Raw genomic sequence first — 21,378 nt, forward strand, 5'->3', positions numbered from 1 at the left:
GATGACCTCGATCAAGCACTATCTCCAATTCAAGGACTTCACCCGCGAGGAGTACGACTACCTCTTCGAGCGGGCGAAGTGGATCAAGGACAAGTTCAAGCGCTACGAGCCTTATCACCCGATGTTCGACCGCACGCTGGTGATGATCTTCGAGAAGGCCAGCACCCGCACCCGCCTGTCCTTCGAGGCCGGCGTGCAGCAGCTCGGCGGCTCGGCCATCTACCTCAACACGCGCGACTCGCAACTCGGCCGCGGCGAATCGGTGGAGGACGCGGCCCAGGTCATCTCGCGCATGAGCGACCTGGTGATGATCCGCACTTTCGAGCAGGAAATGGTCGAGCGCTTCGCCGCCAACTCGCGCGTGCCGGTCATCAACGGCCTGACCAACGAATACCATCCCTGCCAGATACTGGCCGACATCTTCACCTACATCGAGCATCGCGGCTCGATCGCAGGCAAGACCGTGGCCTGGATCGGCGACAGCAACAACATGTGCAACACCTGGCTGCAGGCTGCCGAGGTCCTGGGCTTCAACGTCCACGTATCGACGCCGCCGGGCTACGAAGTCGAGCCCGAGCGGGCAGGGCTGTACGGCACCGGCAATTTCGAGCAGTTCTCCGACCCGATGGATGCCTGCCGCGGCGCGCATCTGGTCACCACCGACGTGTGGACCTCGATGGGCTTCGAGGCCGAGAACGAAGCGCGCATGAAGGCTTTCGCCGACTGGTGCGTCGATGCCGAGATGATGTCCGTTGCCGCCGGCGATGCGCTCTTCATGCACTGCCTGCCGGCTCATCGCGGCGAGGAAGTCACCGCCGAAGTCATCGACGGGCCGCAGTCGGTGGTCTGGGACGAGGCCGAGAACCGCCTGCACGCGCAGAAGGCACTGATGGAGTACCTGATGCTCGGCCGCGTGGAGCCCAGGTAAGCCGCAACGAACAAGGAGGCGCGCACGGGCGTGCGCGCCGGCAACACAGCAGGAAACAGGAAAACAGCATGAGCGACGTCAAGAAAGCAGTGCTCGCCTACTCGGGCGGGCTGGACACTTCGGTCATCCTGAAGTGGCTGCAGGACACCTACCAGTGCGAAGTGGTCACCTTCACCGCCGACCTCGGCCAGGGCGAGGAGCTCGAGCCCGCGCGCACCAAGGCGCTGCAGTTCGGCATCAAGCCCGAGAACATCTTCATCGACGACCTGCGCGAAGAGTTCGTGCGCGACTTCGTCTTCCCGATGTTCCGCGCCAACACCGTCTATGAAGGCGAGTACCTGCTCGGCACCTCGATCGCCCGTCCGCTGATCTCCAAGCGCCAGATCGAGATCGCGCGCGCCACCGGCGCCGATGCGGTGTCGCACGGCGCCACCGGCAAGGGCAACGACCAGGTCCGCTTCGAGCTGGGCTACTACGCGCTGATGCCGAACGTGAAGGTCATCGCGCCGTGGCGCGAATGGGATCTGCTGTCGCGCGAGAAGCTGCTCGCCTACGCCGAGAAGAACGGCATCCCGATCGAGATGAAGCACAAGCAGGGCGGTTCGCCCTACTCGATGGACGCCAACCTGCTGCACATCTCCTACGAAGGCCGCCACCTCGAAGACCCGGCGGCCGAGGCCGAGGAATCGATGTGGCGCTGGACCGTGTCGCCCGAGGCCGCGCCGGACGCCGCCGAATACGTCGACCTGGAGTTCGAGAAGGGCGACCTGGTCGCCATCAACGGCACCCGCACGAAGCCGCACGAACTGCTCGCCAAGCTCAACGAACTGGGCGGCAAGCACGGCATCGGCCGCCTCGATCTGGTGGAAAACCGCTATGTCGGCATGAAGAGCCGCGGCTGCTACGAAACCCCGGGCGGCACCATCCTGCTGAAGGCCCACCGCGCCATCGAATCGATCACGCTCGACCGCGAAGTCGCCCACCTCAAGGACGACCTGATGCCGCGCTACGCCAGCGTGATCTACAACGGCTACTGGTGGAGCCCCGAGCGTCTCGCCATGCAGGCGCTGATCGACCAGACCCAGCAGACGGTCAACGGCTGGGTGCGGGTCAAGCTGTACAAGGGCAACGTCATCGTCACCGGCCGCGACTCGAAGACCGATTCGCTGTTCGATCCGACCATCGCCACCTTCGAAGACGACCAGGGCGCCTACAACCAGAAGGACGCGCACGGCTTCATCCGCCTCAACGCGCTGCGCATGCGCATCGCGGCGAACGCGAAAACCAGACGGCAGGGCTGAGTCCGGTTTTCGGAGCGCGTTGATTCGGGAGACGGATGATGGACGACATACTGATCTTCGGCCTGACCATGGCCGAGTTCGAGGATTGGTCGCTCAAGCTCGGCCTCGGGGCGCTGATCCTGTACATGATGTTCATCATCTGGAACCTGGGCAAGGAATCGAAAGCCGGCAAGTACGGCATGATGTGGATGTTCATCGGCCTCGGCGTCGGCTTCGTCGGCTTCGTCGCCAAGGGCATCATCCAGAAGCTGCTCGGCATCGAATGAGGAAAGCATCACCATGAGCATCACTGAAAAGATCGACGGCGTCGCCGTCGCCACCAAGGCCAGCGTCTATTTCGACGGCAAGTGCGTCAGCCACGGCATCCAGTTCGCCGACGGCACGAAGAAGTCGGTCGGCGTCATTCTGCCGGCCGCGCTGACTTTCAACACCGGCGCGCCAGAGATCATGGAAGGCGTGGCCGGCAGCTGCCGCGTGCGCCTGAAGGGCAGCGACGAATGGAAGACCTACGGCGCGGGCGAATCCTTCGACGTGCCGGCCAACTCCAGCTTCGACATCGAAGTGTCGGGCGAGCCCTACCACTACATCTGCCATTTCGGCTGAACCGAGCAGGACGAGGGGAAGCGATATGCCTTCATTCGACATCATGTCCGAGGTCGACCAGCCCTCGCTGCGCAATGCCGTCGAGCAGGCCAACCGCAAGGTTGCCGGCCGCCACGATTTCAAGGGCACCAGCGCGAACATCGAGCAGGCCGACAAGCTGCTGACCCTCTATGGCGACAGCGATTTCCAGCTCGACCAGATCAAGACCATCCTGCTGCCCGAGATGACGAAGAAGAACGTCGACGTGCGTTGCCTGGACTACGGCGACGTGCAGAAGATCTCCGGCAACAAGGTCAAGCAGGAAGTGAAGGTCTGCGTCGGCGTCGACCAGGACCTGGCCAAGAAGATCGTCAAGCTGCTGAAGGACAGCAAGCTCAAGGTGCAGGCCGCGATCCAGGGCGACGCGGTGCGCGTGTCCGGTGCCAAGCGCGATGTGCTGCAGGAAGCGATCGCGCTGGTCAAGAAGCAGATCACGGATTTTCCGCTGCAGTACGGCAACTTCCGCGACTGAGCTCCGGCGGCGCGGGAACATCCCGCAGATCACCCTCAAGCGGCCGCATTTGCGGCCGTTATCGCTTGAAGAGCGCCATGCCGCATTCCGGCTGGCACCACAAACGTTTTGGAGTACAGATCATGGACGTTTCCTCCATCGCCGCCGCAGCCAGCGCCAATGCGGCCGCCAAGGTTCAGGCCGAAGCTTCGGTCAAGGTGCTGAAGATGGCGCTGGACATGCAGGCGGAGAGCGCCTTGCAGTTGTTGCAGGCAATTCCGGCGCCGGTACAGCCGCCGGTATCGGCGGTGGGCAGTGCGGCGGGTGGGGTGGTGGATACCTGGGCTTGAGCAGGGTTTGATGAATCGATAATCGGCTATTGCAGGCAGGACAGTGTCCCCTGTCTACCGGTTGTTTTACCAGCAGGTGCCGGTACCAGTGGCGGTGCGCTTCCCGGTATTGGTCAGCTCCAGCGTGCCGCAACGGTCATGGGCCTGCGTGCCCGCCGGTGTCGCGGTCAGCTTGAAGCTCGCACCATCATCTTCTTGCTCGTACTCCAAGTCATAGGTCGCTGTGCCTCCGCCGACCGGGCAAGAGAAGCCGTTGAGCGCGTTTTCCGGGTAAATACTGTTGACCGAAAACTGTCGCTCAAGTGCATTTGCGTAGCTGAGCATCACCGCCTTGCAGTCCGCGCGACGGGAGTCGCGCAGGTAGTTGGTGTAGTTCGGATAGGCCACTGCGGCCAGGATGCCGACGATGGCGACTGCGATCATCAGTTCGATCAGGGTGAAGCCGTCCGCATGCCATGCCTTCATTTTGCCCCCCCGTCAGCGGCTGGGCTTTCATTCTCGTCCTTCAGGATGTGGAGCATCGTGATGAGGTAGCGGCTTTCGTGCTCGTAGGCGTCGAGCCCGATGTTCATGCCAATCATGTCGGGGCTCAACTCGGCTCGCGTCGCTTCTTTGCTGCCGATCCAGATTCGTGTTTCGGGTTGCAGGTAATAGTTGCGGCCGTCGGCGAAAAGTACGCCGCTTGCCGGGTCAAGGCGCTGGATCACTGTGTAGTGCTCGAAGGGTGGTACCCCGGCCTCTTCGTCGGATTGTTGTGCATGGATGCCGTGCGGCATCGTGACCAGGATGGCGGTGAGGCCGCCGAGAAGGAGCGAGTGGTATTTCATGGTTCGAATCTCGGTTCGTTAAGTTTTATGCCTTACTGTATTTGCTGCCAAGACTGACGGTTGACCAAATTAGGGTCGGGCTTGTTGGCAATACTCTGGTTGGCGCCGGTCTGGGTACCGATCTTGTACGATTTGTCGGCCCCATGCAGGATCGCTGGAGTGGCGCCGCCCGGGGTGCGCTGGCCACTGACGACGGTGTCGCCCTTGCGGTCGCCGCCATTGAAGAGCCCGTCGCGGTTCATGTCGAACACCGAATAATCGGTGCGCCCCCCTGAAAAGGGGTCGATTTCGATGAGCCAGCCGTCGGCTCCCTGTTCGCAGGGGTCGTCGTTGGGCAGGATCGTGGTAAAGATCACCCGGTCACTGAAGGCGACGCTGGCGGGGCCAGTCACACGCTCGCCCTTGGCAATACCTGAAGGCGGCGTCAGCGTGATGAAGAAGCCACGATGTTCAGCGGGGTCAAGTGCATTCTGCGTGATCAGGCGATAGTCTTGGTATATATCGTCGAATTCGGCGTTGCCCTCTTCGTAGATATCCTGTTCCAGTAGTTCGGATTTAAGCACGCGCTGTGCGCGGGTGACGCCTGTGTCGACATTGGCGCTTGCGCAATCATCGCTGAAGGAGCTGCCGCACAGATCAAAGATGCCATATAGCGCCTGTTCGGACATGTCGCCCTGGTCCCCCACCAGCATCAGCTTGCCAGTGCCAAAGTAGACCACCAAACCACCTCTGCTCGGGTGGCGTCGTACCGTGGGCTGGACGGTGATGGGCTGGCTGTTGCCAGCGCTGTCCGTGGCCTTGAACAGCGGCTTGCCGCCGAAGGCCACTTTCCATGCGCTGGAGGTAGCGCCCCTCAGATCGAACTTCCAGAGATTGCCGCGGTAATCGCCGGCATAGACCAAGTCGGCATTGCCGTCGAGGTCGACGTCCACCACCTGCGGTGCGGCCAAGCCATTCGATTGGCTGGAGTTGCCGACGCCGGTATCGATTGCCTTGATAAGCTCGCCAGTGCTCAGGTCGACGATGAACAACTGGGCGCGATGGGAACTGCTGTTGTAGCCATTGCCAAAAATCGCCACCCAGCGACCGTTTGCGGCGTTGCCAACACGGGCGATCGTGGCTTGGCCGATGCTTAGGCCGAGTTCGTCATGGGTGAACTCCCACAGCACTTTGCTGGCGTTCATGCTGCTGGGGGTCTCGATATCCAGGGCGAAATAGCTGCGGCCGCCGGCTCCGGTGGAGCCGACCAGCACCGTCTTCCAGGTGCCACCGATCCAGGCATCGCCGGCGACCGGGCTGCCATCGACGAAGTAGAGGTGGCGGTCTACGTAGTCGGGGTGGGCGAGGGCGGGCAGGTTGGCGTAGACGGCGGCGGGCACATAGGCGAAAGTTTCGACGCCATTGCCGTTATTGAAATCCTTGATGGGGTCGAAGACGCCATCACCGTCGTCGGCATAGGTGCCGGTATTGAAGGCATGGAGCATGCCGTCATTGGCGCCGACATAGACGGTGCGCTGGCGCTTTCTGAAGGCATCGGAAGTAAGGCGGGTCTGGTAGGCCGCGCGTTGGTTCTGCGGGATGCCGCTTGCCCATGCATAGCCGTCGTTGCGCGCGCCGATGTACAGGGGCTTGGAGTTGACGATGTCGCCGATCAGGCCGGTGCTCTTGCGTTTGCGGAAGGAGCCGCCGGGTTCTTCCTGGCTTTGATTGCCACGCACCCAGTTCAGCACCCCTTGTGCACCGAGGCCAGGCTTGCTACCCAGCAGATCTTTCTGTGCATCGCTGATGTTGGCCCACTGGAAGGATGCCCCGCTACTGGTTGCGGTATTGTAGGTCAGGATATTGCGCGTGCCGGGCAGGCTGGATGTCCATGCCGTGGTCGCTTTGAGATTGCCTGCGACCGGATCGAACTCGGTGGCGGTCAGCCAGCCCGACCAGTCGCTGGTGTCGAATTTGGCCTGGTACAGCATCGTGTCTGCTGTCGAACTCGACGAACTCTGGCCCAGCGGAGCGATGGCGCCGACTTGGTCGGAAATGGAGGCCAGGGTGTCGAGCATGGCTGCGGCAAATTCTTCGGGGTTGCCGGCGCTGAAGAAATCACCACGGCCGTTGACCGCGGCGTGCAGCAAGTCGGCGATGTTGTTGCTGGAGTTCGCACCGGGTGTCGGCCAAGTGATAGTCGGTGCCGATGGATTGCCGAGTGCCGCAAAGACCGTGTCGCGCACGTTGCTCGTCAGTGTGGTGCCATCGGATTTGACGCCGGTCGGCTCGAAACCCATGCTAATGGTGTAAGTGGCCATGTGCTGCCAGGTCGCGGGATTGCGAGTAGTGGGGGGAACCCTGTTTTCGAGGCCACCCAGCAAGTCGCGGCTCCAGTAGTACCACGCTATGTCCGCAAGCGTGTTGCTGTCTTCGTCTTCGAATGGATTGCCTTCACCACCATCATTGTTTTCACGGGCGCCGGAAGTTGCTGCTTGTGCGTCGTTCCAATATCCGTCTGTCATTAGAATGGTGAAGCTCTTGCGGCAGGAAAGAAGATTACCGCCCGTAACGCCCGGTGTGGTGCTCCAGGGGCCGTTTGCTGCATCGTTTTCGTAATATTGCCCGGCCGCATCCAAGGCGCGCCGCAGCGGGGTGTTGCCGGATGAGTTGAGCGCAAATAGCCAGTCGAAGAACTGTTTACGATTGTTTGTGGTGTTGCCGTCCTTGTCGACATCGCTGAACTCGCGCACTCCACGCATGATCGTGGTGATGGACTTTCCGTCGATGGTTGAAGCAGCGCTTTTGTTTATTCGCCCGTAACCGAGGCGGGCACCTTCACCGAGCTGAGCAAAGGCACGACTGATGCCTGCTTTGGAGGCCATTTCCCTCGAACGATAATAGGAATACCAGTTGGCAAAATTCTGCCGCTGCGCAGTGGTGACGGTTCTTTTGACGTAGCAACTGTCGTTGGTGATGCTGCCTGTACCGCTGCAACCGGATTGGGGTGGTGAAAACTCATGGTAGAACGCGGTTTGCTCTGGCCAGGTTCCCGTTCCAGCAAAGCCGAAACTCGTTCCGTTTACACTGGTCGGGACACGGAACTTGGTCGACAGGTTTCTTTTGTATGAATTCCGGTTCGACAGGTAGCCGTTTTCCCAAGCGTCGGTAAAGCTTGCATTGCCCAGGCTCTCTCCCTTGTGATCAAGGGGCGGGAGATAATCTATGTCCGGATTGAAATAGCTGCCGTTCCATGAATGAGATGTATAGCGCTTCAGCGAAGAACTACTATTGCTGTCCGGCATGTAGGTTCGTTGCATTGAACCCGAATCATCTTGAATGTAGAGAATGTTCGGTGCCAGCGTCTGCCCCAGCGCGGGAGGAACCTGAGAAACGTCCAGTGGTGCCGCAGTTGCCGTCGTCAACGTGCCGGCCAGCCCGAGGATGGCCAGGGTGAAAACTGAAAACCGGGGAAGAGCCTGAGCGGGGGTGTTCATGGAAAGCTCCTGCTGGAACATGGGCTGGCTGATGTCTGTGGGGGTGTCAGAAGACGGGAACGCCGAAAGTGGTTTGCAGCACCACGGTGGTGCCGGGGCGATTACCGTAGCCGATGGCGCTGAGGCGGTAGATCGCGGGCTGGCTGTCGGAAACCTTGATCTGACGTTCGATGCGGTAGCGGGGGGCGCTGGAAATACCGTCGATTGCCGGTGCGCTCAGATAGCCGTCGTCCCAGGCGTCGATATCGCTGGGGGCAGGCTGAGGCGTGTCAGTGTTCAGGTCATAGACGGCTGTACCCGTTTCCACATCGAGGTTGGCGTTGTTCTTTTTATTTACATGATCTTCCGCGCGTCTGAGCGCCATTTCGGCAGCTTGGAAGGCGAGGTTGCGGTCCATCAGGCTGCCCGACATCCGTTCCTGCAAAGTGACGTTGGAAATTGCCGTAACGCCGAGCAGCGTCAGGATCAGCAGCATGATCAGGCCGATGATGAGTGCCGCACCGCGCTGGCGATCTGGAGCATGGTGGGGAAAATTCATGGGCTGTTTCATGGCTGGCGTACCTGATTGCGCAGGCCGACGGTGGTGCTGAAGACCTTGTACATGCGGCGATTGAGCACCAGTTCGTCCTCATCGGGCTGGGGGCGGTCGCACAGCGTTGGTACCGCGGCGCGGGTATCGACCACATTGTCGTCAACGCTGGCGAGCAGCAGCTCGACGCGGACGGCGATGACCTGCTTCCAGTCTTCGACCTCGTCTGCCTCGACATATTCGCCAACTGCCTCGTTACTGGAATTGGCCGCGATGCCGTAGCGCACGCACAGATCGCGGGCACCCTCGATCAGTTCATCATTGTTGCGGAACAGTGCCAGCACGGTATTGCCATTGTTGTCATTGCGTTCTGTTTCGCGTATCGAATAGCTGACGGCGGAAATCGGCGTGACGCTGGCGTCGGTATCGTAGGCGCGCTGGAATGCGTAGCTGGCGTGCGCGATCGTCGTGCCCGCTACGGCGACCAAGAAGGCCTCGGCAGGGGCGGGAACGCCGGTGGGTGTCGTGTCGGACAGGGAAAGGCTGTCGAAACGGCAGTCGGAAATGATCGCGGGGCCTGCGGGCACGGTGTCGGTGGTGACGATGTCAGCGGTGCCACTGCTCATGGGCGTGTCGAGTGGAATTTCGGTTGAGCCCGACAGCACCGTCAGGCTGTCGGTGCCTGAAACCTGGTCGGTGACTTCATGGCTGAAAACGAAACCGCTGTCTGCAAGCTTCAGTTCGCTTAGGCCCAAGCTGGTTTTGACAGCGTTGGTGAATTCGTCAGAAAAATAGATCGACGAGGCCGAAATACTGCCTGCGGCGGTAGGGGGCGGCAGGTAGGCCGCCAGCCGGCGGCAGCCGATGAAGCCGGCCATGCGCAGGTCCTGTCCGATCATGTCGATGGCCATGCGGCCGTTCTCCTGAAGCCGTCCCATCGTGTCGTTGTACTTGTAGGTGAGGCGGGAGCCGAGGAAGACGTAGAGCACCGCGCCGATGACGAGCATGCCGACGATCAGGCCGATCATCAATTCGACGAGGGTGAGGCCGCGTTGCTGCCCGATCCGGATAGAGATTCGTCGCATCACAGCCTCCCGACCACGATCAGCGTCTGGGTGCCGCCGGCCAGCGAAGTGGTGCCATCGGCATTTTCGATTCCGGTTTCTGTCCACTGCACACTGATGCGAAAGACGTCCGAGCTTGTGTCCGTGCAGTCCGTGTCGGCTGGGGCAGCGATGCGGCAGACCTCCCCCTCGGCTGATGCGCCGAGCGAACGGGTGACTTCGTCGCGCCAGGCTGCGAGGGCACTGCCTTCGGCGGGCTCGCCATCGTAGTCGCCAGCCTTGGCTGCAGCGGTGTCGGAACGCATCTGATCCAGGATGCTGTAGGCGAGGATGGTGGCTTGCGAGCGTTGCATCGAAGTCTGGTTGAGCTTGAGTGCGTTGGCTTGCAGGCCGGCCATGCCGAGAAGGCCGATGGACAGCACGACGACGGCGACGAGCGCTTCGATGAGGGTGGTGCCGCGCTGGCGGAAGGCGTTGCCACGGGTGGGGCGGATGAGTGTGTGCGGGGACATGTCGTGTTCCATGTGCCGTGTGATTCATGAGCAGTGGTCGCGCGAAACGCTGACGCGGCCGATGGCGTTGATGCCGATAAGCCGTTTGGGACTGTCCGATTCGCAGATCTTTGGGGCGATTTCGATGGTTCTGGCGTCAGCAGGTGTGACGAGCGCGCCGAGACGGTTGAAAGCAATGTGGGGTTTCTGGGGAGGGGGCGGTGCGTTGGTGTCGGCCAGTTTGAGCCGGGCGTCGAGAGCGGGATGGTCGAGCAGGTCGGGGGGGGATGCGGTGCCGCAATCATCGTCGCTGGCGCGCACGCACCAGCCCTTGTTGAAGTCGTCTTCCTTGGCGATGAGCCAGATGGGCCTTCCGGTGCGGATGGCTTCTGCGCGGGCAGCATTGAGCGCGGTGACTAATTCATTGACCTGCGTGCTGAGCCGGGCGTTTTCGATGGCTTCTCTGAAAGATGGCACGGCCATTGCCAAGATGATCGACATCACCGCGACGGTGATCATCATCTCGATCAGGGTGAAGCCACGGGCACTGGTTTGCATGTTTGCCTCCATGAGCAAATTATCGGCGGCAGCAAATGGGGATTGCATCCGGCAGCGGACGAGCGTGCAGCTTTGGGGGGCGAATGGTTGGATTGCTTGTATGATCGGGTGCGGCATGACGACGAGACAAAGTGTGGCGGGAAGGGAGCGCTGGATGAGGTGGCGAGGCTTGAGGGGAATGCTGGCAGGCATGCTGCTTTGCGCCAGTGTGCTGAGTTCGGGGGCAGCAGATGCCGCCGGCGTCGGCCTGTCCGGCGTGTTCGGCAATCGCGCGGTAATCGTCACTGATGGCGACCGTCTGCATACCTTGCGTGTGGGACAGGCGACGCCCGATGGTATCCGGCTCGTTTCGGTCGGGGCGGATTCGGCGGTGGTGGAAATCGGTGGCGTGCGCCAGACGCTGCGACTGGGCGAGCGGGTGGTCAGCGCGGCGTCGGAGGACACGGCCCAGCGGGTGATGATCGAAGGCGACAGCCAGGGGCATTTCGTTGCGCAGGGCAGCGTCAATGGTGCGTCGATGCGGTTTTTGGTCGATACTGGCGCGACCGCGGTGTCCATGGGGGCGGCGGATGCCAGGCGGGCGGGGATCGATTTCCGCCAGGGGCGGCAGGCGTACAGCCAGACGGCCAATGGCGTGGCGCCGATATGGATCGTCAAGCTGAATTCGGTGCGTCTCGGTGGAATCGAACTGGCGGGCGTGGATGCGGCCATCCACGAGGGCGACATGCCGGTGGTACTGCTGGGCATGAGCTTCCTGAACCGCATGCAGATGAGCCGGGAAGGGAACCGCCTGATACTGGAACGGCGTTATTGATCGATGGGAGGATGAGGTGAGTCTGGGGCAACACGTGGCGCCCGAAATCTGGTCCGAGCCACTGGATCGCCTGCGTACGATCCTGCAGCAGGCGCCGGGGCAGCCGGGCGGGGATTGGCCCGAGACGATGGAAGACAATCGTCATCGCCCCGCGGCGGTACTGGTCCCGGTGGTTGCCGGGCAGTTCGCGCCCGCGCTGCTCCTCACCAAGCGCACCGACCACCTCCATCACCATCCAGGCCAGATCAGCTTTCCGGGCGGGCGGGTCGAAGCACAGGATGCTTCGCCGGTCGAGACGGCGCTGCGCGAAACGGAAGAGGAGATCGGCCTGGACCGCAGCCATGTCGAGCTGCTCGGCGCCTTGCCCGATTACTATACCGGCACGGGTTTCCGCGTGACGCCGGTGGTGGGGGTGGTGCACCCGCCCTTCGAACTGCAGTTGGATACCTTCGAGGTGGCCGAGGCTTTCGAAGTGCCGCTGGCGCATTTTCTCGACCCGGCCAATCATCTGCGCCACAGCTTGATGCACGAAGGGCGGGAGCGCCAGTTCCACGCCATGCCCTACAAGGATTACTACATCTGGGGCGCGACGGCGGGAATCATCATGTCCCTGTACCGCCTGCTGTCCGGGCAGGGCGGCCGGGTCTGAGCCGGCAGTGAGGTGCCGGTGAAGGTGCCATCGCGGCGGTTCCGGGCCCTGTGGTATCTTGGCGATATCCTGATTGCGTTTCCACAGTAGTCCGGCATGACTCTTTTCGTCCTGATCATTGCGCTGCTCATCGAGCAGATTCGTCCGCTGCCAGTAGATCGCTGGGTACTCCAGCCCTTGCGTTCCCTGTCCGGGAATCTGTTCGCGCGTTTCGGCGACGGCCAGGGCGGGCATGGCCGCCTGGTCTGGCTGAGTGTCGTGGTGCTGGGGACGCTGCTGACGGCGGTGCTGCACTATCTGCTGTGGGAACTGCATCCGGTGTTCGCGTTCGCGTTCAATGTCGCGGTATTGTTCCTGACGATGGGTTTCCGCCGGGAGAACCGTTTCTTTTCCGAGATCCATCTGGCCTTGCGCATGGGTGAGCTCGATCGTGCGCGGGCCTTGCTGGCTGACTGGCGGGGGCGCGACTGCGGCGGGGCGGATGCCAGCGAGCTGGCTCGGCTCGCCATTGAGCAGGCGCTGGTGGGCGCGCATCGCAGCTTGTTCGGCGTCGCTTTCTGGTTCGTGATTCTGCCGGGGCCGAGCGGTGCGGTGATGTACAGGCTGGCGAGGTTCTTTGCCGACGAATGGGGGCGCGGCGCGCAAGCGGAGTCCGATGATTCCAGCCGGTTCGCACGGCGCGGATTCGAGCTGATCGACTGGCTGCCGGCGCGGCTGACGGCGGCATCGTTTTCGGTCGTGGGCGATTTCGAGGGCGCCGTCTATTGCTGGCGCACTCAGGCGGTGCTGTGGCCGGACAAGTCGTCGGCTATACTGCTTGCAAGTGCTGCGGGTGCGCTGGGCGTCAGGCTCGGCATGCCTGTCCATGAGTCCGGCGGCATCGTCGATCGGCCCGAACTGGGGCTGGGCGACGAGGCGAGCGCCGATTACATGCAAAGTACCGTAGGCCTGATCTGGCGGGCACTGCTGGTATGCTTGTTTCTGCTTGTCCTGGTTGGCCTGGCCGGCTGGGTGGGCGGATGATTTTCGTACCCAATAGGAGGGAGTGTGCATGGCAAATCGTGAAGTCGTTGTTCTGAGCGCTGTTCGTTCCGCTGTCGGTGGTTTTGGTGGCTCGCTGAAGGACATGGAGCCGTCCGATCTCGGCGCAGTGGTGATCAAGGAAGCGATCGCGCGTGCCGGTGTGGACCCGAAGGCGGTTTCGTTCGCTTCCGTCGGCCATGTCATTCCGACCGATGCCCGCTATGCCTATGTGTCGCGCGTCGCCACCATCAACGCCGGCATGTCGATGGATTCGGTCGCGTTCCAGGTGAGCCGCCTGTGTGGCTCGGCCCAGCAGGCGATCGTCAGCTCGGCCCAGGCGATCATGCTGGGTGATGCCGATTACGCCATCGGTGGCGGTGTCGAAGTGATGTCGCGCGGCGCCTACCTGCTGCCGGCGCTGCGCAGCGGTGCGCGCATGGGCGATACCAAGGCGATCGACTCGATGGTCGCGGTGCTGACCGACCCCTTCGGTGTCGGCCACATGGGGATCACTGCCGAAAACCTGTGCTCCAAGCACGGCATCAGCCGCGAAGAGCAGGATGCCTTTGCGCTGGAATCGCAGAAGCGTGCTGCCGCAGCCATCGCCGAAGGCCGTTTCAAGAGCCAGATCGTGCCGATCACCTTCGAAACCCGCAAGGGCACCGTGGTGTTCGATACCGACGAGCATCCGCGCATGACCACCATGGAAGCGCTGGCCAAGATGAAGCCGGCTTTCAAGAAGGACGGTTCGGTGACGGCCGGCAACGCGTCGGGCATCAACGACGCTGCTGCTTTCCTGCTGCTGGCCGACGCTGCCAAGGCGGCATCCGCCGGCCACAAGCCGATCGCCCGCCTGGTGTCCTACGCCATCGCCGGTGTGCCGAACGAAGTGATGGGCGAAGGCCCGATCCCCGCCACCAAGCTCGCGCTGCAGCGCGCCGGCCTGACGCTGGACCAGATCGACGTGATCGAATCCAATGAAGCCTTTGCGGCGCAGTCGATCACGGTCAACCGTGGTCTGGGCCTGGATCCGGCCAAGGTCAACCCGAACGGCGGCGCCATTTCGCTGGGCCACCCGGTGGGCGCGACCGGCTCGGTGATCATCACCAAGCTGCTGCACGAGCTGATCCGCACCAATGGCCGTTATGGCGTGGCCACGATGTGCATCGGCGGCGGCCAAGGCATCACCACGGTGTGGGAACGCGTGTAAACGCTGCTTCCACCCATGAAAAACCGCGCTTGCCTCAGGGCAGCGCGGTTTTTTTCTGACTACCCAACTGCCGGATTACGGCGGAGAGGGTTTGTCCGTGTCTTCTTCCAGCTCGATCGACGCCGAGTTGATGCAGTAGCGCAGCCCGGTCGGCTGCGGGCCGTCGTCGAACACGTGCCCGAGATGGGCGCCGCACTGGCTGCAGAGCACTTCGGTGCGCACCATGTAGTGGCTGTGATCAGCCGCGGTGGCGACGTTGTCGGGTTCGGCCGCGGTCCAGAAGCTGGGCCAGCCGCAGCCTGCGTCGAACTTGTGCTCCGAGCGGAACAGCGGGGCGCCGCAGCACACGCAGTTGTAGGCGCCCTTGTCCCAGGTATCCCAGTACTGCCCGGTGAACGCGCGCTCGGTACCCTTGCGGCGCGTCACCCGATACTGCTCGTCGGTAAGCTGGGCGCGCCATTCGGCGTCGCTCTTGTCGATCTTGCTCATGCTTTCCGATCTCCGTCAGTGGCTGCAACAGCGATTAGTGCAGATGGCGGGGCATTTGTTCCATCTGCTCTTCCGGCATTTCGGCATGCACGGTTTCGCCTTCGGCGGAGGGGTACATCGGCGCTCCGCAGTCGTCGCAGTATTCGAGCGGGAACTGGTGGTCGAGGTGGATGACGTCGGTGAGGCCGCATTCGCGCAGCACCGCTTCGATCTGGCCGGGAATGTCGGTGCTGTCGTCTTCGGCGCCGAGCAGGGGCCAGACCACGCCATGCACGACCTGCTCACCGCCGCGCACGCTGAAGCCGATGCGGTATTCCTCGAGCTCACGGTCCCAGAACGGCGCGATGACGGCGCGCAGGTTGGAGGCAGGGACTTCGAGCGCCGTTCCCAGGTAGGCGACCGAGGCGCGCACGGAGTACGGGCGGCTGTCCTTGTCGGCAGCGCGGCTGGCGGCGAAATAGGGCTCGGGCAGCACGAGGTCGACCGCACAGCCCGGCAGCAGGGGCGCCAGACAGGCGCCGCCCTGGATGCGCCATTGTTCGCGCGCACTGTCGCGGCTGCCGTCCCTTTCCTGCCAGCGGAAAACCGGCTTGCCGCGGGGCACGGCAGCGGCGGCGAGCAGGTAGCGGGTGTCGGACAGGAATTGTGCGGTGTCCGGCATGCCTTCGGTGTCGATGCGAAGGTCCGAATCGTTCATCGCCGCATTGCCGAGCATCTTGGCGAATTCCGCCGTGGCGCAATAGCCCTGGGGCAGTTGGTCGGGGCTGAACAGGAAGTTGGCGACGGCGAGGCGGGCGTCCTGGGCGAGGACGTGGGCCTGGAAATGGACGCGCAGATTGGCGAGCACGGCCGACGGCACGGCGACTGCCGGGATGCGGTAGCGCGACCAAGCAAGGATGGGTGCGGCGATGAGCACGACGTCATGGTCGGCGAAAGCACCGGTGGCACATTCGGCGCGCGACTCGATGAAATCGGCCAGTTCGTCGTACGCGCGTGCTTCGGTGCTGTAGAGGTGGTCCAGCGCGATGTTGAGTGCTTCTTCTTCGTTGTTTTCGAGGTGCTCGTCCAGCGCGGCACTCAACTGCTGCTCCCAGTAGCTGTCCTCGATGCGGCTGCTCGATTCGGCAAGGCCGTTTGCGAGCCATGTCAGTTGTTCAGCGATGCGTCCGAGGCCGCCGCGGCGCTTGATGCGCGTTCTTTTCATTGTGCAGTCCTGTTGCTTCTTGCGGTGACGCCTGTGTCGGATTGCAGGCGAGAGGATCACATTCTAACCGAATAAGCGGAGGCCGCCGCCGACGGCGGCTCGACGCAGCGCTTCAGAACGCCGGGCGTTCGACATGCACGGTCTGCAGGATGGTGGCCGAGATCTCTTCGATCGACTTGGTGGTCGAGTCGAGCCAGCGGATGTTCTCGCGGCGCATCAGCTTCTGTGCGGCATCGATCTCGTAGCGGCAGTTTTCCAGCGAGGCATAGCGGCTGTTGGGGCGGCGTTCCTGGCGGATCTGCGACAAGCGTTCGGCGGCAATGGTGAGGCCGAAGAGCTTGCGGCGGTACTTGTGCAATTCGCCGGGCAGCTTGTTGCGCTCGAAGTCTTCGGGGATCAGTGGGTAGTTGGCGGCCTTGACGCCGAACTGCATGGCCAGATAGAGGCTGGTCGGCGTCTTGCCGGAGCGGGAGACACCGACCAGGATGACGTCGGCTTCTTCCAGTTCGCCGTTGTTCGAGACGCCGTCGTCGTGGGCCATGGCGAAGTTGATCGCTTCGATGCGGTGTTTGTAGTCGATGCTGTCGGCGATGCCGTGGAAGCGCCCGACCGCGTGCGTCGAGCGCTGGCCGAGCTCGGTTTCGAGCGGGCCGATGAAGCGGTCGAACAGGTCGAGAAACAGCGCATCGGCGTTGTGCAGTGCAGCGACCGTGTCTTCGTTCACCAGCGTGCTGAACACGATCGGACGTGCTCCGTCGCTTGCAGCGGCTTCGCGGATCTGGCTTGCACAGTCGATGGCCTTGTCGATGTCGTCGACGAAAGGTGCGCGCACCTGCCGGAAGCGCCCCTCCGGAAACTGCGCAAGCAGGCTGTGGCCAAGGGTTTCGGCCGTGATGCCGGTGCCGTCGGAGACGAAGAAGACGGTGCGGATGGGGGTGTCAGTCATGATCGCTGCCTGTATTTGCTCGGAGCGGGACAGGGTCGGCATTGGGGCAAACCCTGTCGTGCGGCAGAGCACAATAAAACGTTAAAATCGAATTTTGCTTTCTATCTCTCTTTTGCGGAAGGTCATCCATGACGCGCTACGTGATTCCTTTCAACGAACTTCGCATGACCGACGTCGAAAAGGTCGGCGGCAAGAACGCCTCGCTCGGCGAACTGATCAGCCAGCTGCCTTCGAGCGTCCGTGTTCCGGGCGGTTTTGCGACCACCGCGGAAGCCTACCGCGAATTTCTGGCGCACGATGGCCTAGCCGATCGCATCAATGCCGCGCTCGACGCGCTCGACGTCGATGACGTCGATGCCCTGGCGAAGACGGGCGCGCAGATTCGTCAGTGGATCATCGACATTCCGTTTCCGGCCAAGCTCGAAGCCGAGATCAAGGCCGCCTACAACAAGATTACCGCAGAAGGCGAGGGCAGTTTCGCCGTGCGCTCCTCGGCCACCGCCGAAGATTTGCCGGACGCTTCGTTCGCCGGCCAGCAGGAAACCTTCCTGAACATCCACGGCTATGAGAACATCCTGCACGCGATGAAGGAAGTGTTCGCGTCGCTGTACAACGACCGCGCGATCGCCTATCGCGTACACAAGAACTTCGCCCATGCCGACGTGGCGCTGTCGGCCGGCGTGCAGCGCATGGTGCGCTCGGATTCGGGCGCCTCGGGCGTGATGTTCTCGATCGACACCGAGTCGGGCTTCGACCAGGTGGTGTTCATCACCGCGTCCTACGGTCTGGGCGAGACCGTGGTGCAGGGCGCGGTGAACCCGGACGAGTTCTATGTGCACAAGCCCACGCTGGCACAGGGCAAGCCGGCGATCATCCGCCGTAACCTGGGTTCCAAGCTGATCAAGATGGTGTTCACCGACAAGGCCGTGGCCGGCAAGTCGGTGCGCACGGTGGATGTGCCCGAGGCCGACCGCAACCGCTTCTCGCTGACCAACGAGGACGTGCTGGAGCTGGCGCGCTACGCGGTCATCATCGAGAAGCACTATGGCCGCCCGATGGACGTCGAATGGGGCAAGGACGGCCAGGATGGCAAGCTCTACATCCTGCAGGCCCGCCCCGAGACGGTGAAGAGCCAGGATACCGGCCTGGTGATGGAAAAGTACCGCCTGAAGCAGTACGGCAAGGCGCTGACCCACGGCCGTGCGATCGGCCAGAAGATCGGCGCCGGCGTGGTGCGCGTGGTGGGCGATGCATCCGAGATGAATCGCGTGCAGGCGGGCGACGTGCTCGTCACCGACATGACCGACCCGAACTGGGAGCCGGTGATGAAGCGCGCCAGCGCCATCGTCACCAACCGCGGCGGGCGCACCTGCCACGCCGCGATCATCGCGCGTGAGCTGGGCATTCCCGCCATCGTCGGCTGCGGCAACGCCACCGACGTGCTGGGCGAAGGCGAATCCGTCACCGTGTCCTGCGCCGAGGGCGACACCGGCTACGTCTATCGCGGCAAGCTGGAGTTCGAGGTCATCACCACCGACATGGGCAATCTGCCGGAAATCCCGGTGAAGATCATGATGAACGTGGGCAACCCCGAACTGGCCTTCGAGTTCGCCCAGATCCCCAACGGCGGCGTCGGCCTGGCGCGGCTGGAGTTCGTCATCAACAACATGATCGGCATCCACCCGAAGGCGATCCTCGACATCGGCCAGGTGCCGGCCAATCTGCGCGACGAGATCAACCGCCGTTCGCGCGGCTACGCGACGCCCAAGCAGTTCTTCATCGAGAAGCTGGTCGAGGGCGTGGCGACGATCGCCGCTGCCTTCTACCCGAAGCCGGTCATCGTGCGCATGTCCGACTTCAAGTCGAACGAATACCGCAAGCTGCTGGGCGGTGAGATCTACGAGCCGGAAGAAGAAAACCCGATGCTCGGCTTCCGCGGCGCCTCGCGCTACATCGCGCATTCCTTCCGCGACTGCTTCGAGATGGAAGTGGCGGCGATGAAGAAGGTGCGCAACGAGCTCGGCCTGACCAACGTGCAGATCATGATTCCGTTCGTGCGCAATCTCGAAGAGGCCGAAGGCGTGGTCGATTTGCTGGCCGAGCACGGCCTGAAGCGCGGCGTGAACGATCTCAAGCTCATCATGATGTGCGAGATCCCGTCCAACGCCATCCTGGCCGAGCAGTTCCTGGAACACTTCGACGGCTTCTCGATCGGCTCCAACGACCTCACCCAGCTTACGCTGGGCCTGGACCGCGACTCCGGCCTGGTTGCGCACGCTTTCGACGAGCGTGATCCGGCGGTCAAGCAACTGCTGTCGATGGCGATCCGCGCTGCCAACAGGCTCGACAAGTACGTCGGCATCTGCGGCCAGGGGCCGTCCGACCATGCCGACTTCGCCGAGTGGCTGATGGACGAAGGCATCCAGACCATTTCGCTGAACCCGGATACGGTGGTCGATACCTGGCTGAAACTGGCCGCGCACCGCGCTGGCTGATTCGTAATTCCGCTCGTCTGATGGGGGCATCCGCCGGCTGGCGGATGCCTCTTTTTTCTGCGTGTGCTGCACCAGGATCGATCAGTTCTGCTGAAATTATGTCTATACGTCAAAATGAAAAGATGTTCTAGAATGAACTCTCCTGAACAAGCATCGAAGGGGACACAATGAAGAAACATCTGCTCGCGATTGCCATTACGGCGCTGGCCGCCACCTCGACCATGGCGCAGACTGGTGACACCCTTGCGAAGATCAAATCTTCGGGCAGCATCACGCTGGGCGTGCGTGAATCCTCCGGCCTGGCCTATACCCTGGGCGGCGGTAAATATGTCGGCTTCCACACCGAAATGGCGGAGAACATCGTTCAGGATCTCCAGAAGGAACTGGGCCTGTCGAAGCTGAACGTCAAATATCAGCCCGTCACCTCGCAGAACCGCATTCCGCTGGTGGTCAATGGCACGGTCGATCTCGAATGCGGCTCCACCACCAATGACCTGAACCGCCAGAAGGAAGTCGATTTCGCCAACACCACTTACGTGGAGCAGGTGCGCATTGCGGTGAAGGCGGATTCCGACATCAACGACGTCAAGGACCTGGATGGCAAGACGGTGGCGACCACCACCGGTACCACCTCGGTGCAGTTGCTGCGCCAGAACAAGCGCGCGTCGGGCATCAAGTTCAAGGACATCAATGGCAAGGATCACGCCGACAGCTTCCTGCTGCTGGAAACCGGCCGCGCGGATGCCTTCGTGATGGACGCCTCGATTCTGGCTGCCAACATCTCCAAGTCCAAGAACCCGAAGGACTTCAAGATCGTCGGCGAGCCGCTGTCGACCGAACCCATCGCCTGCATGCTGCGCAAGAACGATCCGGCTTTCCTGAAGGCGGTGAATGATTCGATCGCCCGCCAGGTCCAGGACGGCACGCTCGAGAAGCTGTGGGACAAATGGTTCCTGCAGCCGATTCCGCCGACCAACACCGCGGTGGGCTTGCCGCTGTCCGACGCCACCCGCGAGGCCTGGAACAATCCCAACAACAAGCCCAAGGAAGCCTACAACGAGTAAGCTCCGATCCTGAAAACACCCTTTCCCGCCCGGATGGCCGGCGGGAAAGGGTTTTTCAATGGGTGGCCGCAGAGCTGCAGGCCGCCGTTTCTGTACCTGGAAGGAAATCCTATGGCCTGGGATTGGCAGATGTTTTGCGAGGACACCCTGGACCGCACGGTCCGTGAGGGCTGTTTCGGCACCGGCGGGGACATCACCTACCTCGACTGGATGCTGTCCGCATGGGGCTGGACCGTCTCCGTATCGCTGCTGGCGCTGCTGCTTGCACTGGTCACGGGGGTGGTGATCGGCACCTTGCGCACCTTGCCCGACAGCAAGTGGATCGTGCGCTTCGGCAACGCCTGGGTGGAAGTCTTCCGCAACATTCCGCTGCTGGTACAGATCTTCCTGTGGTATCACGTGGTGCCGGCCGTCTTCCCGGCGATGAAATCGATGTCGGGCTTCACGCTGGTGGTGCTGGCGCTCGGCTTCTTCACTTCGGCGCGCATCGCCGAGCAGGTGCGCTCGGGTATCCAGGCCCTGCCGCGCGGCCAGCGCTATGCCGGCATGGCGGTGGGCTTCACGACCTGGCAGACCTACCGCTACGTGCTGCTGCCCAATGCCTTCCGCATCATCATTCCGCCGCTGACCAGCGAGACGATGAACATCTTCAAGAACTCGTCCGTGGCCTTTGCGGTGTCGGTGACCGAATTGACGATGTTCGCGATGCAGGCACAGGAAGAAACCGGCCGCGGCATCGAGGTCTATATGGCGGTGACGGGCCTGTACATCGTCTCCGCGTTCACCATCAACCGCATCATGACCTTCATCGAGAAGCGTGTGCGGGTGCCCGGGCTGGTGGCGCCGGGTGCGGCGGGAGGGCACTGA

At 62.4% G+C, this 21,378-nt stretch carries 23 protein-coding genes; 13 read left to right on the forward strand and 10 right to left on the reverse strand.

The annotated features are described in order from the left end of the window. Position 1: 1 nt before the first annotated feature. The 6 genes from argF to ACNQFN_RS10300 all read left to right on the forward strand — a co-directional run bounded on the left by argF (position 2) and on the right by ACNQFN_RS10300 (position 3,672). Positions 2 to 928: an ornithine carbamoyltransferase gene (gene argF / locus ACNQFN_RS10275; protein WP_068636543.1), complete on the forward strand. Its 927-nt coding sequence runs from the start codon at positions 2 to 4 to the stop codon at positions 926 to 928. Between the two features lie 68 nt (positions 929 to 996). After that, positions 997 to 2,229: an argininosuccinate synthase gene (locus ACNQFN_RS10280; RefSeq protein WP_068636542.1), complete on the forward strand. Its 1,233-nt coding sequence runs from the start codon at positions 997 to 999 to the stop codon at positions 2,227 to 2,229. Positions 2,230 to 2,264: 35 nt separating this feature from the next. Then, positions 2,265 to 2,495 carry a DUF2788 domain-containing protein gene (locus ACNQFN_RS10285; RefSeq protein WP_068636541.1) on the forward strand — a complete coding sequence of 77 codons (231 nt, stop codon included), beginning with the start codon at positions 2,265 to 2,267 and terminating at the stop codon, positions 2,493 to 2,495. A 13-nt stretch (positions 2,496 to 2,508) separates the two neighbouring features. Then, positions 2,509 to 2,832: a pyrimidine/purine nucleoside phosphorylase gene (locus ACNQFN_RS10290; protein WP_068636540.1), complete on the forward strand. Its 324-nt coding sequence runs from the start codon at positions 2,509 to 2,511 to the stop codon at positions 2,830 to 2,832. A gap of 25 nt (positions 2,833 to 2,857) precedes the next feature. Continuing rightward, a complete protein-coding gene (locus ACNQFN_RS10295) occupies positions 2,858 to 3,343 on the forward strand; it encodes a YajQ family cyclic di-GMP-binding protein (RefSeq protein ID WP_068636539.1) in 486 nt (161 codons plus the stop codon). 122 nt (positions 3,344 to 3,465) lie between these two features. Beyond that, positions 3,466 to 3,672: a YjfB family protein gene (locus tag ACNQFN_RS10300; RefSeq protein WP_068636607.1), complete on the forward strand. Its 207-nt coding sequence runs from the start codon at positions 3,466 to 3,468 to the stop codon at positions 3,670 to 3,672. A gap of 66 nt (positions 3,673 to 3,738) precedes the next feature. Here the strand turns inward: ACNQFN_RS10300 and ACNQFN_RS10305 are convergent, their stop codons facing one another. Genes ACNQFN_RS10305 through ACNQFN_RS10335 form a run of 7 tightly spaced genes read right to left on the reverse strand, consistent with a single transcriptional unit; the run spans position 3,739 to position 10,617 of the window. Further along, positions 3,739 to 4,137, reverse strand: a complete 399-nt coding sequence (locus ACNQFN_RS10305) for a type IV pilin protein (RefSeq protein ID WP_418648730.1) — start codon at positions 4,135 to 4,137, stop codon at positions 3,739 to 3,741. After that, positions 4,134 to 4,499, reverse strand: coding sequence for a hypothetical protein (locus tag ACNQFN_RS10310; RefSeq protein WP_418648731.1), 366 nt, complete (start codon positions 4,497 to 4,499; stop codon positions 4,134 to 4,136). The genes ACNQFN_RS10305 and ACNQFN_RS10310 overlap by 4 nt, the downstream gene beginning before the upstream one ends. 32 nt (positions 4,500 to 4,531) lie before the next feature. Continuing rightward, on the reverse strand, positions 4,532 to 7,975 hold the full coding sequence (locus tag ACNQFN_RS10315; protein WP_418648732.1) for a pilus assembly protein: 3,444 nt from the start codon (positions 7,973 to 7,975) through the stop codon (positions 4,532 to 4,534). Positions 7,976 to 8,021: 46 nt separating this feature from the next. Further along, a complete protein-coding gene (locus ACNQFN_RS10320) occupies positions 8,022 to 8,513 on the reverse strand; it encodes a pilus assembly PilX family protein (protein WP_418648733.1) in 492 nt (163 codons plus the stop codon). An 8-nt stretch (positions 8,514 to 8,521) separates the two neighbouring features. Next, positions 8,522 to 9,589, reverse strand: coding sequence for a PilW family protein (locus tag ACNQFN_RS10325; protein WP_418648734.1), 1,068 nt, complete (start codon positions 9,587 to 9,589; stop codon positions 8,522 to 8,524). Continuing rightward, positions 9,589 to 10,080, reverse strand: coding sequence for a type IV pilus modification protein PilV (pilV, locus tag ACNQFN_RS10330; RefSeq protein ID WP_418648735.1), 492 nt, complete (start codon positions 10,078 to 10,080; stop codon positions 9,589 to 9,591). The genes ACNQFN_RS10325 and pilV overlap by 1 nt, the downstream gene beginning before the upstream one ends. Positions 10,081 to 10,104: 24 nt before the next feature. Further along, positions 10,105 to 10,617, reverse strand: a complete 513-nt coding sequence (locus tag ACNQFN_RS10335; RefSeq protein ID WP_418648736.1) for a GspH/FimT family pseudopilin — start codon at positions 10,615 to 10,617, stop codon at positions 10,105 to 10,107. A gap of 178 nt (positions 10,618 to 10,795) precedes the next feature. Here ACNQFN_RS10335 and ACNQFN_RS10340 point away from each other — a divergent pair, with 178 nt between their 5' ends. The 4 genes from ACNQFN_RS10340 (at position 10,796) to ACNQFN_RS10355 (ending at position 14,313) form a co-directional block, all read left to right on the forward strand. Then, positions 10,796 to 11,431, forward strand: coding sequence for a TIGR02281 family clan AA aspartic protease (locus ACNQFN_RS10340; RefSeq protein WP_418648737.1), 636 nt, complete (start codon positions 10,796 to 10,798; stop codon positions 11,429 to 11,431). 127 nt (positions 11,432 to 11,558) lie between these two features. Continuing rightward, on the forward strand, positions 11,559 to 12,080 hold the full coding sequence (locus ACNQFN_RS10345) for a CoA pyrophosphatase (protein WP_083953563.1): 522 nt from the start codon (positions 11,559 to 11,561) through the stop codon (positions 12,078 to 12,080). 96 nt (positions 12,081 to 12,176) lie between these two features. Beyond that, positions 12,177 to 13,103: a CobD/CbiB family protein gene (locus tag ACNQFN_RS10350; RefSeq protein ID WP_418648738.1), complete on the forward strand. Its 927-nt coding sequence runs from the start codon at positions 12,177 to 12,179 to the stop codon at positions 13,101 to 13,103. A gap of 28 nt (positions 13,104 to 13,131) precedes the next feature. Further along, positions 13,132 to 14,313: an acetyl-CoA C-acyltransferase family protein gene (locus ACNQFN_RS10355; RefSeq protein WP_068636530.1), complete on the forward strand. Its 1,182-nt coding sequence runs from the start codon at positions 13,132 to 13,134 to the stop codon at positions 14,311 to 14,313. 75 nt (positions 14,314 to 14,388) lie between these two features. On the opposite strand, the gene msrB is transcribed toward ACNQFN_RS10355, so the two are convergent. The 3 genes from msrB to ACNQFN_RS10370 form a co-directional block, all read right to left on the reverse strand. Next, complete coding sequence (gene msrB / locus ACNQFN_RS10360) at positions 14,389 to 14,802, reverse strand: peptide-methionine (R)-S-oxide reductase MsrB (protein WP_068636529.1); 414 nt, start codon at positions 14,800 to 14,802, stop codon at positions 14,389 to 14,391. A gap of 34 nt (positions 14,803 to 14,836) precedes the next feature. Then, entirely contained in the window at positions 14,837 to 16,006 is a 1,170-nt protein-coding gene (locus ACNQFN_RS10365; protein ID WP_068636528.1) for a DUF2863 family protein, read from the reverse strand. A gap of 112 nt (positions 16,007 to 16,118) precedes the next feature. Then, positions 16,119 to 16,952, reverse strand: a complete 834-nt coding sequence (locus ACNQFN_RS10370; protein WP_068636527.1) for a pyruvate, water dikinase regulatory protein — start codon at positions 16,950 to 16,952, stop codon at positions 16,119 to 16,121. A gap of 128 nt (positions 16,953 to 17,080) precedes the next feature. On the opposite strand from ACNQFN_RS10370, the gene ppsA reads away from it, so the two are divergent. From ppsA to ACNQFN_RS10385, 3 genes are all read left to right on the forward strand, one after another. Next, the gene (ppsA, locus tag ACNQFN_RS10375) at positions 17,081 to 19,447 is read left to right on the forward strand and encodes a phosphoenolpyruvate synthase (protein WP_418648739.1); all 2,367 of its coding nucleotides are present in this window, start codon (positions 17,081 to 17,083) and stop codon (positions 19,445 to 19,447) included. 167 nt (positions 19,448 to 19,614) lie between these two features. Beyond that, positions 19,615 to 20,511, forward strand: coding sequence for an amino acid ABC transporter substrate-binding protein (locus ACNQFN_RS10380; protein WP_068635484.1), 897 nt, complete (start codon positions 19,615 to 19,617; stop codon positions 20,509 to 20,511). A 111-nt stretch (positions 20,512 to 20,622) separates the two neighbouring features. Further along, complete coding sequence (locus tag ACNQFN_RS10385; RefSeq protein WP_418648740.1) at positions 20,623 to 21,378, forward strand: amino acid ABC transporter permease; 756 nt, start codon at positions 20,623 to 20,625, stop codon at positions 21,376 to 21,378.

Source organism: Thauera butanivorans (assembly GCF_048398245.1).
In the GTDB taxonomy this organism is placed as follows: Bacteria; Pseudomonadota; Gammaproteobacteria; order Burkholderiales; family Rhodocyclaceae; genus Thauera; species Thauera butanivorans.

What these genes read in the sequence shown, in the direction of transcription:
- ppsA (WP_418648739.1), top strand. Translation starts at nt 17,081, where the DNA reads ATGACGCGCTACGTGATTCCTTTCAACGAACTTCGCATGACCGACGTC.
- ACNQFN_RS10385 (WP_418648740.1), top strand. Translation starts at nt 20,623, where the DNA reads ATGGCCTGGGATTGGCAGATGTTTTGCGAGGACACCCTGGACCGCACG.
- ACNQFN_RS10335 (WP_418648736.1), bottom strand. Translation starts at nt 10,617, where the DNA reads ATGCAAACCAGTGCCCGTGGCTTCACCCTGATCGAGATGATGATCACC.
- pilV (WP_418648735.1), bottom strand. Translation starts at nt 10,080, where the DNA reads ATGTCCCCGCACACACTCATCCGCCCCACCCGTGGCAACGCCTTCCGC.
- msrB (WP_068636529.1), bottom strand. Translation starts at nt 14,802, where the DNA reads ATGAGCAAGATCGACAAGAGCGACGCCGAATGGCGCGCCCAGCTTACC.
- ACNQFN_RS10355 (WP_068636530.1), top strand. Translation starts at nt 13,132, where the DNA reads ATGGCAAATCGTGAAGTCGTTGTTCTGAGCGCTGTTCGTTCCGCTGTC.
- ACNQFN_RS10310 (WP_418648731.1), bottom strand. Translation starts at nt 4,499, where the DNA reads ATGAAATACCACTCGCTCCTTCTCGGCGGCCTCACCGCCATCCTGGTC.
- argF (WP_068636543.1), top strand. Translation starts at nt 2, where the DNA reads ATGACCTCGATCAAGCACTATCTCCAATTCAAGGACTTCACCCGCGAG.
- ACNQFN_RS10295 (WP_068636539.1), top strand. Translation starts at nt 2,858, where the DNA reads ATGCCTTCATTCGACATCATGTCCGAGGTCGACCAGCCCTCGCTGCGC.
- ACNQFN_RS10285 (WP_068636541.1), top strand. Translation starts at nt 2,265, where the DNA reads ATGATGGACGACATACTGATCTTCGGCCTGACCATGGCCGAGTTCGAG.
- ACNQFN_RS10315 (WP_418648732.1), bottom strand. Translation starts at nt 7,975, where the DNA reads ATGAACACCCCCGCTCAGGCTCTTCCCCGGTTTTCAGTTTTCACCCTG.
- ACNQFN_RS10345 (WP_083953563.1), top strand. Translation starts at nt 11,559, where the DNA reads ATGGAAGACAATCGTCATCGCCCCGCGGCGGTACTGGTCCCGGTGGTT.
- ACNQFN_RS10340 (WP_418648737.1), top strand. Translation starts at nt 10,796, where the DNA reads ATGCTGGCAGGCATGCTGCTTTGCGCCAGTGTGCTGAGTTCGGGGGCA.
- ACNQFN_RS10350 (WP_418648738.1), top strand. Translation starts at nt 12,177, where the DNA reads ATGACTCTTTTCGTCCTGATCATTGCGCTGCTCATCGAGCAGATTCGT.
- ACNQFN_RS10325 (WP_418648734.1), bottom strand. Translation starts at nt 9,589, where the DNA reads ATGCGACGAATCTCTATCCGGATCGGGCAGCAACGCGGCCTCACCCTC.
- ACNQFN_RS10380 (WP_068635484.1), top strand. Translation starts at nt 19,615, where the DNA reads ATGAAGAAACATCTGCTCGCGATTGCCATTACGGCGCTGGCCGCCACC.
- ACNQFN_RS10305 (WP_418648730.1), bottom strand. Translation starts at nt 4,137, where the DNA reads ATGAAGGCATGGCATGCGGACGGCTTCACCCTGATCGAACTGATGATC.
- ACNQFN_RS10280 (WP_068636542.1), top strand. Translation starts at nt 997, where the DNA reads ATGAGCGACGTCAAGAAAGCAGTGCTCGCCTACTCGGGCGGGCTGGAC.
- ACNQFN_RS10300 (WP_068636607.1), top strand. Translation starts at nt 3,466, where the DNA reads ATGGACGTTTCCTCCATCGCCGCCGCAGCCAGCGCCAATGCGGCCGCC.
- ACNQFN_RS10320 (WP_418648733.1), bottom strand. Translation starts at nt 8,513, where the DNA reads ATGAATTTTCCCCACCATGCTCCAGATCGCCAGCGCGGTGCGGCACTC.
- ACNQFN_RS10290 (WP_068636540.1), top strand. Translation starts at nt 2,509, where the DNA reads ATGAGCATCACTGAAAAGATCGACGGCGTCGCCGTCGCCACCAAGGCC.
- ACNQFN_RS10370 (WP_068636527.1), bottom strand. Translation starts at nt 16,952, where the DNA reads ATGACTGACACCCCCATCCGCACCGTCTTCTTCGTCTCCGACGGCACC.
- ACNQFN_RS10365 (WP_068636528.1), bottom strand. Translation starts at nt 16,006, where the DNA reads ATGAAAAGAACGCGCATCAAGCGCCGCGGCGGCCTCGGACGCATCGCT.